The sequence below is a fragment of the Methylobacterium sp. J-001 genome (assembly GCF_022829565.1).
Classification (GTDB): domain Bacteria; phylum Pseudomonadota; class Alphaproteobacteria; order Rhizobiales; family Beijerinckiaceae; genus Methylobacterium.
The window spans coordinates 38,641-53,747 of sequence record NZ_JAKSYN010000138.1; the positions used below are offsets into that span (position 1 = coordinate 38,641).

Annotated in this window: 17 protein-coding genes and 2 pseudogenes; 18 read left to right on the plus strand and 1 reads right to left on the minus strand. The window is 63.5% G+C overall.

The annotated features are described in order from the left end of the window. Window positions 1-80 precede the first annotated feature (80 nt). The 8 genes and pseudogenes from MKK65_RS18305 to MKK65_RS18340 all read left to right on the plus strand — a co-directional run bounded on the left by MKK65_RS18305 (window position 81) and on the right by MKK65_RS18340 (window position 6,842). Window positions 81-1,103 (plus strand): annotated as a pseudogene (locus tag MKK65_RS18305) (IS110 family transposase). A 1,581-nt stretch (window positions 1,104-2,684) separates the two neighbouring features. Beyond that, window positions 2,685-3,125: a hypothetical protein gene (locus tag MKK65_RS18310; RefSeq protein WP_243959533.1), complete on the plus strand. Its 441-nt coding sequence runs from the start codon at window positions 2,685-2,687 to the stop codon at window positions 3,123-3,125. Beyond that, window positions 3,122-3,373, plus strand: a complete 252-nt coding sequence (locus tag MKK65_RS18315; protein WP_082643469.1) for a monovalent cation/H+ antiporter complex subunit F — start codon at window positions 3,122-3,124, stop codon at window positions 3,371-3,373. The genes MKK65_RS18310 and MKK65_RS18315 overlap by 4 nt, the downstream gene beginning before the upstream one ends. Next, on the plus strand, window positions 3,370-3,654 hold the full coding sequence (locus MKK65_RS18320; RefSeq protein ID WP_058195229.1) for a monovalent cation/H(+) antiporter subunit G: 285 nt from the start codon (window positions 3,370-3,372) through the stop codon (window positions 3,652-3,654). Before MKK65_RS18315 ends, MKK65_RS18320 begins: the two co-directional genes overlap by 4 nt. Further along, window positions 3,651-3,902, plus strand: a complete 252-nt coding sequence (locus MKK65_RS18325) for a Na(+)/H(+) antiporter subunit B (protein WP_058195231.1) — start codon at window positions 3,651-3,653, stop codon at window positions 3,900-3,902. Before MKK65_RS18320 ends, MKK65_RS18325 begins: the two co-directional genes overlap by 4 nt. Further along, window positions 3,899-4,675, plus strand: a complete 777-nt coding sequence (locus MKK65_RS18330; RefSeq protein WP_058195233.1) for an MnhB domain-containing protein — start codon at window positions 3,899-3,901, stop codon at window positions 4,673-4,675. Before MKK65_RS18325 ends, MKK65_RS18330 begins: the two co-directional genes overlap by 4 nt. Next, window positions 4,672-5,091, plus strand: a complete 420-nt coding sequence (locus tag MKK65_RS18335; RefSeq protein ID WP_058195235.1) for a sodium:proton antiporter — start codon at window positions 4,672-4,674, stop codon at window positions 5,089-5,091. The genes MKK65_RS18330 and MKK65_RS18335 overlap by 4 nt, the downstream gene beginning before the upstream one ends. Beyond that, window positions 5,088-6,842, plus strand: coding sequence for a complex I subunit 5 family protein (locus MKK65_RS18340; protein WP_058195238.1), 1,755 nt, complete (start codon window positions 5,088-5,090; stop codon window positions 6,840-6,842). Before MKK65_RS18335 ends, MKK65_RS18340 begins: the two co-directional genes overlap by 4 nt. A 405-nt stretch (window positions 6,843-7,247) precedes the next feature. On the opposite strand, the gene MKK65_RS18345 is transcribed toward MKK65_RS18340, so the two are convergent. Beyond that, a protein-coding gene (locus tag MKK65_RS18345) for an IS5 family transposase (RefSeq protein ID WP_243959535.1) occupies window positions 7,248-8,059 on the minus strand; the annotation gives its coding sequence in 2 pieces (ribosomal slippage) (window positions 7,248-7,276 and window positions 7,276-8,059; 813 coding nt in all). Window positions 8,060-8,642: 583 nt separating this feature from the next. Between MKK65_RS18345 and MKK65_RS18350 the strand changes: the two genes are divergently transcribed. The 10 genes and pseudogenes from MKK65_RS18350 (at window position 8,643) to MKK65_RS18395 (ending at window position 14,991) form a co-directional block, all read left to right on the plus strand. After that, a complete protein-coding gene (locus MKK65_RS18350; RefSeq protein ID WP_058195240.1) occupies window positions 8,643-9,086 on the plus strand; it encodes a DMT family transporter in 444 nt (147 codons plus the stop codon). Window positions 9,087-9,134: 48 nt separating this feature from the next. Then, a complete protein-coding gene (locus MKK65_RS18355) occupies window positions 9,135-9,578 on the plus strand; it encodes a DMT family transporter (RefSeq protein ID WP_243959537.1) in 444 nt (147 codons plus the stop codon). Between the two features lie 110 nt (window positions 9,579-9,688). Further along, a pseudogene (locus tag MKK65_RS18360) lies at window positions 9,689-10,889 on the plus strand (IS3 family transposase). 406 nt (window positions 10,890-11,295) lie between these two features. After that, window positions 11,296-11,562 carry a hypothetical protein gene (locus tag MKK65_RS18365; protein ID WP_058195244.1) on the plus strand — a complete coding sequence of 89 codons (267 nt, stop codon included), beginning with the start codon at window positions 11,296-11,298 and terminating at the stop codon, window positions 11,560-11,562. A gap of 44 nt (window positions 11,563-11,606) precedes the next feature. After that, window positions 11,607-11,759: a hypothetical protein gene (locus MKK65_RS18370; RefSeq protein ID WP_243959539.1), complete on the plus strand. Its 153-nt coding sequence runs from the start codon at window positions 11,607-11,609 to the stop codon at window positions 11,757-11,759. 323 nt (window positions 11,760-12,082) lie between these two features. Next, entirely contained in the window at window positions 12,083-13,708 is a 1,626-nt protein-coding gene (locus tag MKK65_RS18375; protein WP_058195248.1) for a hybrid sensor histidine kinase/response regulator, read from the plus strand. A gap of 57 nt (window positions 13,709-13,765) precedes the next feature. Then, entirely contained in the window at window positions 13,766-13,948 is a 183-nt protein-coding gene (locus tag MKK65_RS18380) for a hypothetical protein (RefSeq protein WP_058195250.1), read from the plus strand. A 75-nt stretch (window positions 13,949-14,023) separates the two neighbouring features. Next, window positions 14,024-14,581, plus strand: a complete 558-nt coding sequence (locus MKK65_RS18385) for a PAS domain-containing protein (protein ID WP_243959541.1) — start codon at window positions 14,024-14,026, stop codon at window positions 14,579-14,581. Window positions 14,582-14,602: 21 nt separating this feature from the next. Continuing rightward, on the plus strand, window positions 14,603-14,785 hold the full coding sequence (locus MKK65_RS18390) for a hypothetical protein (RefSeq protein ID WP_058195255.1): 183 nt from the start codon (window positions 14,603-14,605) through the stop codon (window positions 14,783-14,785). A 5-nt stretch (window positions 14,786-14,790) separates the two neighbouring features. Beyond that, the gene (locus MKK65_RS18395) at window positions 14,791-14,991 is read left to right on the plus strand and encodes a hypothetical protein (protein ID WP_243959543.1); all 201 of its coding nucleotides are present in this window, start codon (window positions 14,791-14,793) and stop codon (window positions 14,989-14,991) included. Window positions 14,992-15,107 lie beyond the last annotated feature (116 nt).

Genomic DNA, 15,107 nt, shown 5'->3' on the forward strand with positions numbered 1-15,107 from the left:
AAGAGATGGTTGTTCCCGGCAGGATGAAGGTGCGGGCTCACAACTGGACGCCGGGCCTATACATTGAGCGGAGAACGACCATGAGCGAGTATATCGGTCCCGATGTGTCGTTGAAAGACATTGCGATCTGTGTGCGGCGCGACGGTCAGCGGATTTGGCCGGGTAAGTGCGCCTTCGATCCCGTCGTCATTGCCGGGGCTGTGCGCACGCACGCCCCCGAAGCTCGACAGATCGTGTTCGAGACGGGGTCCTTGTCGATCTGGTTCTTCCATGCCCTCACGGCGGAAGGTCTTCCGGCGATCTATATCGACGCTCGCCATGGCAAAGCTGCCCTCGACATGGCCGCCAACAAGACCGGCGCCAACGATGCCGATGGTTTGGCTCATCTGGCCGAGGTCGGCTTCTTTCGCGAAGTCTGTGTGAAGGGATACGACAGCACGCTTGTGCGGACGCTGGTCGCCGGGCGGGACAAGCTCGTGCGGATGACGACCGAACTCTCCAATGAGATCTGCGGTCTGATAAAGACGTTCGGCTTGATCGTGCCGGGCGCAAAGGGCAGATCGTTCGAGGCGGAGGTTCGACGTCTGTTCTCGGACTAGGACGGTCTCGCTCGCGTCATCCTCCCGCTGCTGGAGGCCTGGGGTGCGGTTCGCCGGCGGGCGGCGGAACTCGGGCGCCAGCTCCTGGCCAGTGCCTGGCAAAGCCAAGCCTGCCAGCGTCTGATGGCGATCTCCGGGATCGGGGAGATCACCGCACCCGCCTTCGTGACCGCGATCGAGGGTCCTGCGAACTTCAGATCGTCACGTTCCGTCGCCGCCTGGTTCGGGCTGACGACGCGACGTTATCAGTCGGGCGAGATCGACTATGACGGCCTCATCTCCCGGAGAGGAGACGCGCTTATGCGGGGGCTCTTCTACGAAGCCGCAACCGTTCTACTGACGCGAAGCCGAGTGGACAGCGACCTGCACGCCTGGGGGCTGAAGCTGCGCGAGCGGCTGGGCTTCAAGCGTGCCGCCGTAGCCGTCGCGCGCAAACTGGCTGTCGTCATGCATGCCATGTTGCGGTCCGGCCAGCCCTGCCTGGCGAAGGCTGCCGTGGCCTGATCCCAGAACCCCCGAGCTTGCCACGCGTCAAAGCGCGTCAAGGCGTCCCTGCCGGGACGTGAGCGAACCATTCCGCCGAGGCTGTTGCACCCTGAGATCCTCACCGGTCCATCGAGCGCGTCACACATCGGAAGGTTCATCCTGCGAAGCCCCATCATGCGGCGGCTCATGCCGACCGCAAAGACGACCGTGCTCCCGGCAAACGACAGCCAGACTATCCAAAGAGGAATTGCTTTATACCGGGCGATTAGACGACAGCCTCGACCCATGTCGGTCGTTGGGACAGCTATCGGCGCTTCCCTTAGCGGTCATTCGCCGACCGTCCGACGACTCGGGCCCAGGATGGATCTCGCCCGGCCAGCTTTCGAACGGCAGCACAATAGATGGGCGCTGTCATCCCACCTGCTGATGGCGATTTACCGGGGTTAAATATGCACGCCGATTATGATGGGATATAAACTATACAAAAATCTATCATCCTGAGCTGCTGGTTCGTGTACTAGCCAAACCAGCAGCTCAGTAGTTATTCAGTTGCCCCACATTCTCCGATGCTCGAAACGACGACGAGCCATCTGATGCCGCATGTGATAACTGGTCATGCGACGCTGCATGCGTACGTTAGTGATCATACTGGAAGGAGCCGAGGCGATACCTGAATTGATTACGGCGGCAGAGGCTGGTGTTGCAAGTGAAACAACACTAAGTGCCATGAATGCCGCGACCGAGACGAATGATATGCGCAAAACGAAACCTTTCTGCTTTACAGTGAAGTTTCAAAACAAAACCTCACAATGGTGATCCATCGCCCTAACTCCCGAATTGCAAATTGGCTCTCAATTACCACAACAAATTTCCGTTACCTGGCGTCCGGTGGACGTTCCGGAGCTCGCAAGAAATTGCGCTTCACACGAAGGAGTAATTACGACTAAGCCTTACCGTCCAGTGGACCTTGACGAAGCCAGTCGGCGGTCTGTCGCGGGTCGGGAGGGGCCCCTGTGGCTGTGGTCTACTTTGATTTTCATGCATCCGCTGCTGTGAAGCAGACCGTTAGAAACCCACTAACCCAGCCGTTCAGAGGCGTCCGCCAAAACCACCGAAGCTGGCCTAAAACCGCTGGTTTGCTTCGAAGTAGATCGGCTGGATAAGCAGACAGGCTCACTCAGGTCCGACCCGCACGAAGGAAGCGGATGTCAACGATCTCGTCTTTCATCGATCGTTCCGGATGGCTGTGCTCACCCGACCCAGGGACTGCCTTGCGCCAACAACTCTTTCTGCAACGTGGCGCCCTACAGGAGGGGCAGTCCAGATCGATGCATCTTCCGCCCCCTCATTTCAGGCCCGCTGACCAAAGCAGCGCAGGGTATGACGGTAGGGGAATAAGGCGCACCCCGGTGAGCCGATACCTTCCTACACAAATCTGTGTCTCCGAATTCCAGGAACGGCATCAGTGCGGCCACGGTTAGTGCACGGCGGGTGCATGGCCACGCTTCGCGTGACGCACTTCGTTCAGGATCGATGCGGGCGGGGTCGATGCAGGTAGGACCAATCAGAAGCATCGGGGAGCAGTCGACGCGCGACGCTGTGGCGATCTGGATTGCTCTCGCCCTTACCTACCTCGTTTTTGCCGGTACGGTGAGCGTCAACGAGGGCTTGGCCGCGATCGTTTGCGCCACGCTCGGTACGGCCTGGTGGTGGGGCGTCGGGCGGCGTAGCGGCTTGCGGTTCCGCTTCGATCGAGCGGCGCTTCGCCCGCTCGGGGCCGCGATCCTCAACCTGCCCCGACAAACCGCCCAAGCGGGGCGTCACCTGATAGAGGCCGTGCGCACGTGTGGTGCGGGCGGAAAAATCTGCGAGCGCAGCGTGGCCGGCCTGGGCTGGGCGACGCCGGACGGGCCGACAGCTCGGGCCGCGCGAGCCGTCGGTCTGCTCGCCGCGTCCCTGGCTCCGGACAGCTTCGTGCTCAACCTGGACCGCGCTCACGGGACAGTGACGACGCACGCCCTGAGGAGCGAGGCGCCGTGACGATCTGGACGGCCGCCATCCTGGCGCTGATGCCGCCCTTCACCCTCGCGGTGATGCTGGCGTGGCGCGGCAGCCCCAGCCAGCGTTTCGCCGCCTACCAGTTCGCCGGCACCGTCACGGTGCTGATCCTGACACTGATGGCCTTCGCCACAGATCAGGCGTCGATCACCGATCTCGCCCTGACACTCGTGCTGCTCAGTCTGCCCGGCACGATGCTTCTAGCGGTTTTCCTGGAGCGCTGGATATGACCCTCGCGATCGGCTTACTGCTGAGCCTCACCATAGCCATTACGTGGCTGGCGTCTCTCGCCTTGTGGCGCCTGCCCCGAGCACTCGAACGGCTGCACGTCCTCGCCTTCCTCAACGTCACGACCTCCGTCCTCGTAACGGCGGCGGCCTTCCTGGCGGACGGCGTCTCAGGGCGTTCGGTGAAGATCCTGCTGATAATGGTCGTCTTCCTCGCTTGGGCGGCGGTGCTATCGCATGTGTCCGGCCGGGCCATGCTGATGCGCGAAGGGCGCTCGGCATGAGCGCGATCCTGCCCCTGCTCTTCCTGCTCACTGCCCTCTCGGGAACCGCCGTGGTGCTCGTCCGGGATCCCACCCGACAGGTCTTCGTCATCGCGGTCAACGGGCTCGTCCTGACGATCCTTTTCGACGCGCTGCAGGCCCCGGATGTCGCTCTATCGGAGCTGGCAGTCGGCTCGGCGGCGGTGCCGCTCCTCTACCTCGTGGCGCTCATGGCGGTACGCAATCAGCTACCCGGGAAGGAGTCGTGACACCGCGTATTCGCGTCGCATTGCTCGCCCTGGCCGGCGTAGTCCTGCTCCCGGGCGCCGCAGCGGTGATCACCGGACTGCCGCCCTTCGGTGCCACGATCGCCCAGTACGGCGAACGCATCAACGCAATCACGCCAGAGGCGCGGCACGTCGCCAACATGGTCAGCGCGATCAACTTCGATCTGCGCGGGCTCGACACTCTGGGCGAGGAGTTCATGCTGCTCGCCGCCATCACCGGGACGGTGGTGCTGTTGCGTGGCCGCCGCGGCGAGGGCAACACCGAGCGTGCCCTGCGCCGGCCTGGACGTGCGGTAATACCGCGCTCCGAGGCCGTGGTGCTCGTGTGCCGGATCGCGGGCCCGCTCACGGCCCTGTTCGGCTTGTATGTGGTAGTGCACGCGACCGTTACCCCAGGCGGGGGCTTCCAGGGCGGCGTGATCCTCGCATCCGGGACGCTGATAATCTACCTCGGCGAGGGCTATGCTGGCTGGCGCGACGCGGTGCGCAGCCACTGGCTCGATGGGCTGGAGGGCGGGGGCGCCCTGCTCTTCACCCTGTGTGGGTTGGCACCGATGCTGACCGGTGCCGCCTTCATGCAGAACATAATGCCGCTCGGTACCTTCCGCGACCTGATGTCGGGCGGCCTGATGCTCGTCGAGAATCTCGGCGTCGCCTTAGCGGTGGCGGGGGGCTTCACTCAGCTCTTCCTGGAATTCATGGAAGAGACCCGCGAAGCGGACGAGCTCGACGAGCCCGGAGAGGAATCCGCGTGAGTGTGGTCTCGAACATCCTGCCTTATGCCGTCGCTGTGTGGCTGTTCGGCGCAGGCCTCTATGGCATCGCCACGAGCCGGAACTTAATCCACCTCGTGGGTTGCCTCGGCGTCTGCCAGTCGGCGACCTACGTGCTGCTGCTCGGCCTCGGCTACCGCTGGGGCAGCATCGCGCCGATCTTCTACGATCACCCTCCGGGCACGCCAGCCGTCGATCCGGTCATGCAGGCGCTGGTGCTCACCGACATCGTGGTCGGCGCGACCCTAACAGCCCTGCTCCTCGTGCTGACGATCCAAGTGTACAAGCGTAGCGGTAGCCTCGACCCAGAGAAGCTCCGCCCCATGCGCGCCCGGCAGGGCTCCGACCGCGCCGAGGGATCGGACCGCGGACACGACGGTAAGCGGACAGTCTTGTGACCCTCGGGCCCTCCGCGCTTCTCCCCCTGCCGGTCGCCATCCCGCTGGTCTTCTGCGCGGTGATGCTGGCGACCGCCCACCTGCTGCCCGGCCGGCTGCCCGACATCCTGGCGACGCTCGCCGCGCTCAGCGTCGCGATTCTGTCCGGCATGATCGCTGTTCACGCTGCCGACGGTCCCCTGGTCTACTGGTTCGGCGGCTGGGAGCCGCGTGACGGCGTCCATCTCGGAATTGGCTTCGGCGTGGACGCGGCTAGCGGCTGGATCGCGGCCTTCATCGGCGTGCTCTACGTATTAACCTTCATCTTCGCGTGGGGCTTTTTCGACCGGACCCACGGTCACTTTCACATCCTGATGCTGCTGTTCCTGGCCGCCATGATCGGGTTCTGTTTCACCCGCGACATGTTCAACCTGTTCGTGTGGTTCGAGGTGATGAGCGTCGCTGCCTTTGCACTCACCGCCTACCATCTGGAGAAATCCGCCCTCTCGGGTGCGATCAATTTCACCGTCATCAACAGCCTCGCCGGCTTCTTGATGCTCGGCGGCATCGGGTTGATTTACGCCCAGACCGGCAGCCTTGACTTTGAAGGCATCGCATCTGCGGTGGGACGCGGCGGTCGGGATCCGGTAGTGGCCGGGGCTTTCTGCCTAGTGGCGACCGCTCTGATGATCAAAGGCGCGATCGTACCGTTCCAGTTCTGGCTTGCGGACGCTCACGCGGTGGCGCCGAGCCCGGTTTCAGTGATCTTCTCTGGCGCGATGGTGTCATTAGGACTCTTCGGCCTCGCGAAGGTGAGCGCCGTTGTTTTCGCCGGCTCCGACCAAGTCCAGCATGCTCTACCAACTCTTCTCGAGGGGTTAGGCAGCATCACCGCCATCCTCGGCGGCTGGATGGCGCTGCTGCAACGCCACATGAAGCGAATGCTGGCCTTTTCGACGATCTCGCATGCCGGGATCATGCTCACCGCCCTGGGAGCCCTTTCGCCGGCTGGCACAGGAGGGATGCTGGTCTACGTCGTGGGTCACGGTCTGGTAAAAGGCGCGTTGTTCATGATTGCCGGCATCCTGCTGGCAACCCGGGCCAGTATCGACGAGATTGCTCTGCGGGGCCTCGGACGTGGGATCGGGCCAGCCGGATTCGCGATGGCTCTGGCCGGCCTCCTGCTATGCGGCCTGCCGATCGGCGTCCTCGACCAAGGTACGCGTCTCGTCCAGGGCGCGCTTTGGCACCAAGAGCGCTGGATCGCGCTCGCCGCTGGCGCCATCGGCGCGGGGCTGACGGGGGCAGCCGTTCTACGGGCGACAGGCCGCATCTTTCTCGGACTCGGGCCCGATCCCGGCGACGAGGGCGGGGCGCCGAGCGAGGACGAGCGCGAGAAGGCCAACCGTCCGCTGTGGGTGATGCTAGGACCGTGCTGCGTCCTGTTAGCCTTTGATGTCGGATTGCCGGCAAGCCTGATCGCCAACGCGACGCCGGAAGCTGCCTCGGCCTTCATGCATCAGCCTTCCGTGTCAGCGAAGGCCGAGGGGCCGGCATGGCTGACTTGGATCTCCGTTGCGCTGGCCCTGGCGGGGGCCGGCTACGGCCTGTTTCGGACGCGGTTGCCGAAGCTCGTCATCCGCCCGCTCCGCGCCACACAATCGGTGCCAACGCGCGCTCTCGAGCTGCTGCACAGCGGACTGATCGGCGACTATGCGGCCTGGCTCGCGATCGGCGTGGCGTTGATAGCGAGCATCCTCGCTGTGTCATGAGCGTCTCATTCAGTTATCCCGTGCGTGAGGCAGGCGCGAAAGACTTAGAGTAGTCGATGACCGCCAAGGCAATCCCGCGAGGCGGGACTGGCTCATTCGTACCCCGGAACCCGACGCGATGGCGAGCTATCGGTCCGTCCGCGAATAGCTTGGTCAGATGAGCACCGATAACCGACTGCTCCGTTCTTCGAGGTATTGAGCGGCAGCCCCGGGGCGAGACACTCGCCCCCAAAGCACCCATCGACCTATCCAGCCGCGTCTGCTTGAAGGATGATGATTGCTCAGATTAAATGGCTCGGTTGTGTCGTCGATCACCAAGCAGCATCGGATCCGCAGACCAGCCGGTCCGCGGAGCGGCCCAACTCCGTTCAGAACAGGTTGTCGTCTCAGAGTCCGTCCGAGAAGTCATGGTGATCGGGCGAGACGTCTGACGAAATCATGACGGCTGCGGCGTAGAGGAAGGCTTTGGCAGAGGCGAGGGTCGCTTCCGGGTCCTTCCAGAGGCGCCGGTTGCGACTGATCCAGGCGAAGAACCGCTCAACGACCCACCGGCGCGGATGCACAGCGAAGCCGACCAGATCCGGCGGCTTGCGCACGATCTCGACGGCGATGATCGTTGCGCTCGCTACCTTGTCGCCAGCATAGCCGGCGTCGGCGGAGGCCTTGGTAATGAACGGGCAGCTTCGGCGTGACACGTGCAGGACCGGCACGGCTCCGTCCCGGTCCCGCACGTCGGCAGGCTGCGGATCGAGGACGAGCGCACGCCCGTCCGTATCGACCAGCGCTTGGCGCTTGCGGCCTTTGACCTTCTTACCGGCGTCGTAGCCGCGCGGCCCGCCGCTCTCCGTGGTTTTGACTGTCTGGCTGTCGAGCACTGCGGCGGACGGCGAGGCTTCGCGTCTGACACGCTCGCGATCAGCCATGACGAGGTGGTGATTGATCCGGCCAAACAGCCCTGCGTCGCGCCAGCGGCTGAAGGAGCCGAACGTGGTCGATCGCGGCGGCAGATCCTTGGGGGTCAGCGGCCATGCGATGCCGCCGCGCAGGACTGAGACGATCGCGTTCAAGATCTCCCGCGGCGTCCAGACCGGAGGCCGCCCGCGTGGCTCAGGCCTCGGCATCAGCGGCTCGATCACCGCCCACTCGGCATCGGTCAGGTCGGTTTCATAGCGAAGGCATGCGCGGCTATGCTGCCGCCGGGTGGTCGGGGTCCACATGGCGCTTCCAGGTTAGGCTTCAGCAACCCGCCTGGAATCATCGCCATCCCGGCCCCTCAACCCCGCCTCGGATCGTTATCGGACGGGCTCTAAGTGATGTCTCCGACTGTCTAGGTATTATCGAGGATGTCTCGCAATGAGACGCCAACGTGGGCGGTATCAAGTTCCGGCAGAATGTCATTTTTAGTTATATGATGCAGAATACTCAAATAAGGCTCTTGGAAGGCCGTATTTTTTCGAAACGTATGGTCGCTAGACAGTCCAATCCGCTGATGTGCATCAAGTTGTCTGCTCGTTCCGTCCAAGCTTCTCGCTGCTATCGGCCTTGCCGGGCAAGGTTGCTATGGGGCCTGCGCCCAACGATCCCTCCCGAAATAACAAAGATCAAGGTCGGCCTGGTTTTCACCCGGATAGATGGAGTCGGCCCGTGCAGCTGACACCTGGGAAATCCCCTGGGGCGATCTGTCCCTGGGCCAGGGCGCCAATGTGATGCAGTCAACTGTCGCGCTGCTGTGTTTGGCAATGGACCCGTCTCGCGGCCCCGTTCAGCGCGGGGTGGGCGCAGAGATAGCTTAGGCCGCCCATGTGGTACCTCTACGCCATCGCCCTCTTGGCCGGCGTCGCCAACGCCATCGAGCCTGGGCAGAACGCCACCCTGGCGAAGGCCACGGGACAACCCATGCTGGCAGGTCTGTTCTGCTTCGGCTTATCGGTCGTCTGCCTCCTCGCCGTGATGCCCGTTGTCCGCCTCTGGGGCAAACCCGCGGTCGATGCCACGTCGAGGGTCCCGTGGTGGGCTTGGCCCGGCGGCATTTTAGGAGCTGCGATCGTTCTGGCGCAGCTCTACGTCTCCGAGAAGCTCGGCGCTGCGCCGTTCCTGGGCTGCGTCGTCACGGCGGGCGTCATCGGCTCGATCATCCTCGACCATTATGGTCTCGTGGGCTTCGATCGGCATCGCGCCAGCCGCTGGCGGGTCGTTGGCGGGGTTCTGATGATTACCGGCGTCGCCCTCGTGGCGTTGTTTTGACAGCCACGGCCAATGCTCCGAACGCCTTGCGTCTAGCAGGATCACGACATGCTTCTTCTCTATGGGTTCGTGCTGCTGGCGGGCATCGCCAGCGCAATCGAACCTGGCCAGAACGCTGGCCTCGCGAAGTCGCTCGGGCGGCCACTGCTGGCGGGCATCATCAGCCTAATCATCGGCATTGCCACGTTTGCAGTGGTGATGCTGGTGACCGGACAGTACGGATGGCCAGGAATGGACCGTCTGGCGCAGGTTCCCTGGTGGGCTTGGTACGGGGGAGTGCTGAGCGCGGTCCTGGCACTTGCCCAGCTCTACGTATCCAAGAAGGTCGGAGCAGCGACCTTCCTTGGGTTGCTTGTCACGGCGGGTGTCGTCACGTCGATCCTTCTCGACAATTTCGGCCTCGTCGGTTTCAAGGTCCACGAAGTCAGCCTTTGGCGAATACTGGGCGGTACCATGATGATTGGGGGCGTTGCGCTGGTTGCACGGTTCTAACGTGGGATTGGGATTGCCCCGGTTTGATGGACATTGAGACCGCTTTTGCGTGAGGTGTTCGTCCGATGCCCAAGACCTGTCCCGCATACCCCGCCGAGTTCCACCGGTAGATGGTCGATCTGGTCCGCGCCGGCCGTGATCCCACCGATTTGGCTCGCGAGTTCGAACCCTAGGGCCAGACCATTCGGAACTGGGTCGCCGAGGTCGATTGTATCGAGGGGCGTCGGGAGGAGAAGCTCCCGGGTGCCGATCCCGGCCTGACGACGGTCGAGCGCGACGAACTCATCCGGCTACGGCGTGAGAACCGACAGTTGAGGCTGGAGCGCGATATCCTCTCTCGCGCGACAGCCCAGTTTGCGCGGGAGACTGGAGTTCTGCCCTTGGGGTCTTCCGGTTCATGAGCGCCAACCAGGCCGACTTCCCGATCACGGTGATGGCGCACACCCTCGGCGTGTTGAAGGCCGGGTATTATGCCTGGGCCGACCGGCAGCCCTCGGCGCGACGTGTGGCGGACGTTGCCCTGCTGAAGCGGATCCGCACCGTCCATCTCAGCTCGCACGAGACCTATGGCGCGCCACGCGTCCACGCCGACCTGCGCGAGCAGGGCGAGCGGCATCCCGCAAACACGGGTCCCATTGCACATGTGCAATGGGTGCCCGCCATTGCCCAGCTGATGCGCGAGGCCGGCTTCGTCGGGGCCAGCCATCGGCCCGGTGGCCCCATCACGACGCGCCGGGACCGGGAGGTGCGTCCGGCTCCCGATCTCGTCGACCGCAACTTCGCCGCCGCCGCCCCGAACCAACTGTGGGTGGCGGATATCACCTATGTGCCGACTGCTGCCGGCTTCTTCTACCTCGCCGTCGTACTCGACGCCTTCAGCCGCCGGATTGTCGGCTGGGCGATGGCCAATCACCTCCGGTCGGAGCTTGTCCTGGACGCCCTGGAGATGGCCGTCACCCAGCGCAGGCCCCGCGACGTGATCCGTCATTCGGATCAGGGTTCACAATACACGTCGCTAGCCTTCGGCAGCCGCTGTCAGGAAGCGGGCGTGCGACCCTCAATGGGCTCGGTCGGCGATGCCTACGACAACGCCATGGCCGAGAGCTTCTTCTCGACCCTCGAATGCGAACTGCTCGCACGTCGTCGCTTCCGCTCGCAGGCCGAGGCACGGATGGCCTGCTCAGCTACATCGAGGGCTTCTACAATCCGCAGCGCCGGCACTCGGCGCTTGGATACCGCTCCCCCGTCGTCTACGAGCAGGAAACCCAGCCGGACCCGTTACCCGAGCCCCTCTTCAGCCAAGCCCTCTAACCGTCCACAGAAACGGGGCAATCCCACTGTCGGGAAGGCTCCATCTCTGGGACAAGCCGGAGCCGACACTCAAAGCTAGACCTCGGCGTTCTAATTCAAGGCAGGCCGCCAGCGTCGGGCCATTGCGCTGGCTCAACGGTACGCCAGCCCGGTATTTGATCACGCTGGTGCTGACAGCATGGTCTGTCAGCACCTTGAGGATCGCTTGTTCTAAATTCTTCAAGGATCGCATTCGGAACACGATGCATGACCCGACGCCAAGCGCACGTTTCGATTGCTCACAATCCTGTTAGGCACACACCTCGTGCCCGGTGAGCTGAGGTTTTCGATATGTGATGCGACGAGCCTTGATCGATACGGTGGTTGAAACGCTCGACGCATTCGTCGCACCGCGCTACCGACCTGAATGGCCAGAGAGATCCCCAGCGTCGGCGACCTGCGCCGCAAGTCCGAGGTGACGGACGACGAGACCGAAGCTGCAACGGATGCCTACCTCAAGGACGAGGACGCAGAGCCGTTCGTCTTTGAGTCTGGCCACCGGGTCGATGTCGCCAAAGCAATCGAGATGCACCCCCAGGCCAGGAAGGTGCTGGCGGAGGAGGGCACCGCGCCAGGTCTACGCCGCACGATGGTCATGACCGCTGTCATCATGGGCTTCCCGGTCCAGGGATGAGCGGTGAGCCAGATGACGCTCACGGCGTTGTCGTTGCCCGGCTGATGCTTCAGCTGTTCGGCTTCGCGCAAGGTCTCGGGGTAGACGAAGCGACGGTCCAGCACATCGTAGAGCGCGTCATCGTCGAGATGCCGATGTGCCCGGACGAGGAACGCCTAGTGAGAGCACGCAACTGGCTGCTGATCGCGGCGGCGTAGGGGAGGCGTCGGGGTACTACCCCCGTGAGGCCGTAGGTTGCCAAAATCGTCACCGGCGGTGTGAAGCTCAAGAGCGAGCCCGCGCTACTTATCCGCGAGACGATACGATCAGCGCGGCGAGAGAGTCTTGGGTTCTTTCGGATCGCCGTTAGGGGAGATCACCCGTTGGGGAACTGCGACCGCAGGTAGCCGCATAGCCCCCAGGCGCTCTACGGCGCTGCATGATAGGCACTCTCCGGTCTCTGAATGCACGGCCGCTGATTTGGCCTGTCGTACCCACGGTCCGGTCCGGTTCGGCCCTGATCTGTCTTGAAGCGCAGCCGATGGTAACGACCCCTGAGAAGCCTGCGATCCGCGGCCCCCACACGCCAGTCAGCGGGAGCGGCCCGGAGGGTGTTGTCGATCAGCACCACGACATCTTCTTCGCTGCCGTCGAGACGACACGCATGCCGATGATCGTCACCGATCCGCACCAGCCGGACAACCCAATCATCTTCGTCAACCGCGCCTTCGAGCGCATGACTAGCTATACGCGTGCGGAGTTGATCGGTACGAACTGCCGATTCCTTCAAGGGCGGGAGACCGACCGGGATACGGTCGCCGAGATCCGCTCCGCCATCGCCGAGCAGCGCGAGTTCTCGACCGAAATCCTGAACTACCGCAAGGACGGCTCCTCGTTCTGGAACGCCCTGTTCGTCAGCCCGGTGTTCAACCGGTCGGGCGACCTCGTGTACTTCTTTGGCTCCCAGCTAGACGTATCCCGGCGACGGGACGCCGAAGAGTCACTTCATCAGGCCCAGAAAATGGAGAGCCTGGGCCAGCTTACCGGCGGCATCGCTCACGACTTCAACAACCTGCTCCAGGTGATCTCAGGACACAACGAGGTGATGCTGGCGCTGATCGACCATCCCACCATCGATGTCAGTCGGCTTCGCAGAGCCGGTGAGGCCGTGCGCGATGCCAGTGAGCGTGCTGCCAAGCTGACCCATCAGCTTCTCGCCTTCTCGCGCAAGCAGCGCTTGGAGGGGCGCCTCCTGAACCTGAATGGCCTCGTGCAGAACATGAGCGAGATGGCCGAGCGCACGCTCGGCGAGCATGTTGAGATGCGTCTGGTGCCCGCAGAGGACCTCTGGAATACACGCATCGATCCGACCCAGGCCGAGGTCGCGCTGCTGAACGTGCTTATCAATGCTCGTGATGCCATGCCGGGCGGCGGCACCGTCACCGTCAAGACAGAGAACCTCCTCGTTGAGGACGAGGACAGCGCGTTGTTCAAGACGGTGGGGCCGGGTGCCTACGTGGTCGTCTCTGTCACCGACACAGGGGCGGGCATGCCCCCCGAGATCCTGGCGCGGGTGATGGAACCGTTCTTCACCACGAAGGCTGAGGGCAAAGGCACCGGGCTCGGCCTCGCGATGGTCTACGGGTTTGCGAAACAGTCCGGCGGTTCAGTCAAGATCATCTCCGAGGTTGGTCATGGCACGACGGTGCGCCTACTGTTTCCCGCCACCGACCAGAAGATCGAGGATGACCGGAAAGCCTCGCAACGTGCTGCGGACCGGCACGGTACGGAGACGGTCCTGGTCGTCGATGACCGTCTCGATGTGGCGGCTACCGCCGGTACCATCCTTGAGGACTTCGGCTACAAGGTCATCATCGCGGATGGGCCTAAGGCAGCGATCGAGATCCTCGATGACGAGGGCCGGATCGATCTTCTGTTTACCGACCTGATCATGCCCGGCGGCATGAACGGCGTGATGCTGGCTCGCGCCGCCCGCGAGCGGCAACCCAAGATCAAGGTGCTGCTGACCACCGGCTACGCTGAAGCATCGCTGGAGCGCACAGACGCGGGCGGCACCGAGTTCGAGGTTATCAACAAGCCGTACAAGCGCTTGGAACTCGCTCGGAGGATACGCCGTGTGATCGACGGCCCAACGGGGATCGGTTGAAGAACGCAGTAGCGTCAAATGGTGGGACCAGCGATCGAAGGACTTGATTTGGGGGCCATGCACAAGCGTGCGGTGTTCCAAAGCCTGACGCGACGCCTGGACGGGTTCACCCGTGGCCTCGGTCTCGATGAGTTGACCGTGCGCACGATGGTCGAGACGGTGGTCGCCGACATGCCTGATCAGTCCGACGAGGAGCGCCTTACCGAGGCGCTTCGCCGGATGAACGTCGCATCCGCGTAATCACGCATACCGAATGAAACATTCGTGCCCGGTTCGTCGTAAGAAGATTACGATGGACGTATCGGGGACGGTCGGATGGTAGCTCTCACCGCAGCGGTTCCAGCTTTGCATGCCGCCGGACTGATCGGGATCTGGAACACAGATGTCGCCGCAGGCCGCTCCGTGCTGGATGAAGGGGCAGCGGCTGTGATGGCTGGCAACCCCGGCCTCGCCGGCCAGCCGCTCCCCCTTGAAGCTGCACTTGGACGCATACACCCCGACGACCGGGACTGGTTGTTCAGGCAGATCCGCCAAGTGCGCCGGACCGGCGGATCGTTCTCGGCCGAGTTTCGGGTGCTGGGCGAAGCAGGCGCTGTACGCTGGATCCTCAACCGAGGTACTATCTCGCATATTGAGGACGGCCGGATGCAGGGCCTCGGTGCCTACATCGATACCACGGTCGGTCACCGTAGTTCGAACGTCCCAGCCGCCTTGTTCGCTCAGGGAGGCGAGGATCCGCTGCTTGTGGCAGCCGATCGCTGCATCGAGGCGCACACGGCATTGAAGGCGGGTGATCACGTCGACCTCCGGAGCCTCTCCGAACTGCTGCTGACAAGCATCGGTCGTACCCTTGCCCGAAGGCTGTCGAGCTAAGCGCGGCGTCCGCGTAGCCGCATGTTCGAGGAAGATCTTATCGCTGTGGCCGTAACGGTGCTCACGTCCCGCGGCCACACGGTGGAGCCGGACGTCGATTTCGAGAACTGGCGCGTCGCCGGCGGCACCTGGCTCACCGCTGGCGGTCTCTTGGCCCTGGCCATCCGCCTCTGCCTGAACTCCGGGGTCGGCCGGCTGCAGTAATCGCGATGCCTCAGACCCTTACCGGCTGGATCCTGTTTGCTGCCGTCATCGTCGCTGGCGCCGATGGCGGCTATTTGGTCGTCAGGCTTGTGATGACTACTCGCGATAACCGGAAGATCGACAGGCGCAACGTCGTGGCGGCCATCACCTTCGGGACCATGCTGATCGTGTCCGGCACACTGCTCTTGTTCGTCGAGGGCCGCTGACCGGATGCCGACCGAAAACCGTACGCGCCCCGATCCGAGGCCGCGCCTTGCGGGCGCTCTGGGCCTGCGCGGCCCATCCGCAGGGCCTCCGGCATAGAGCTTATCCGACCTACATG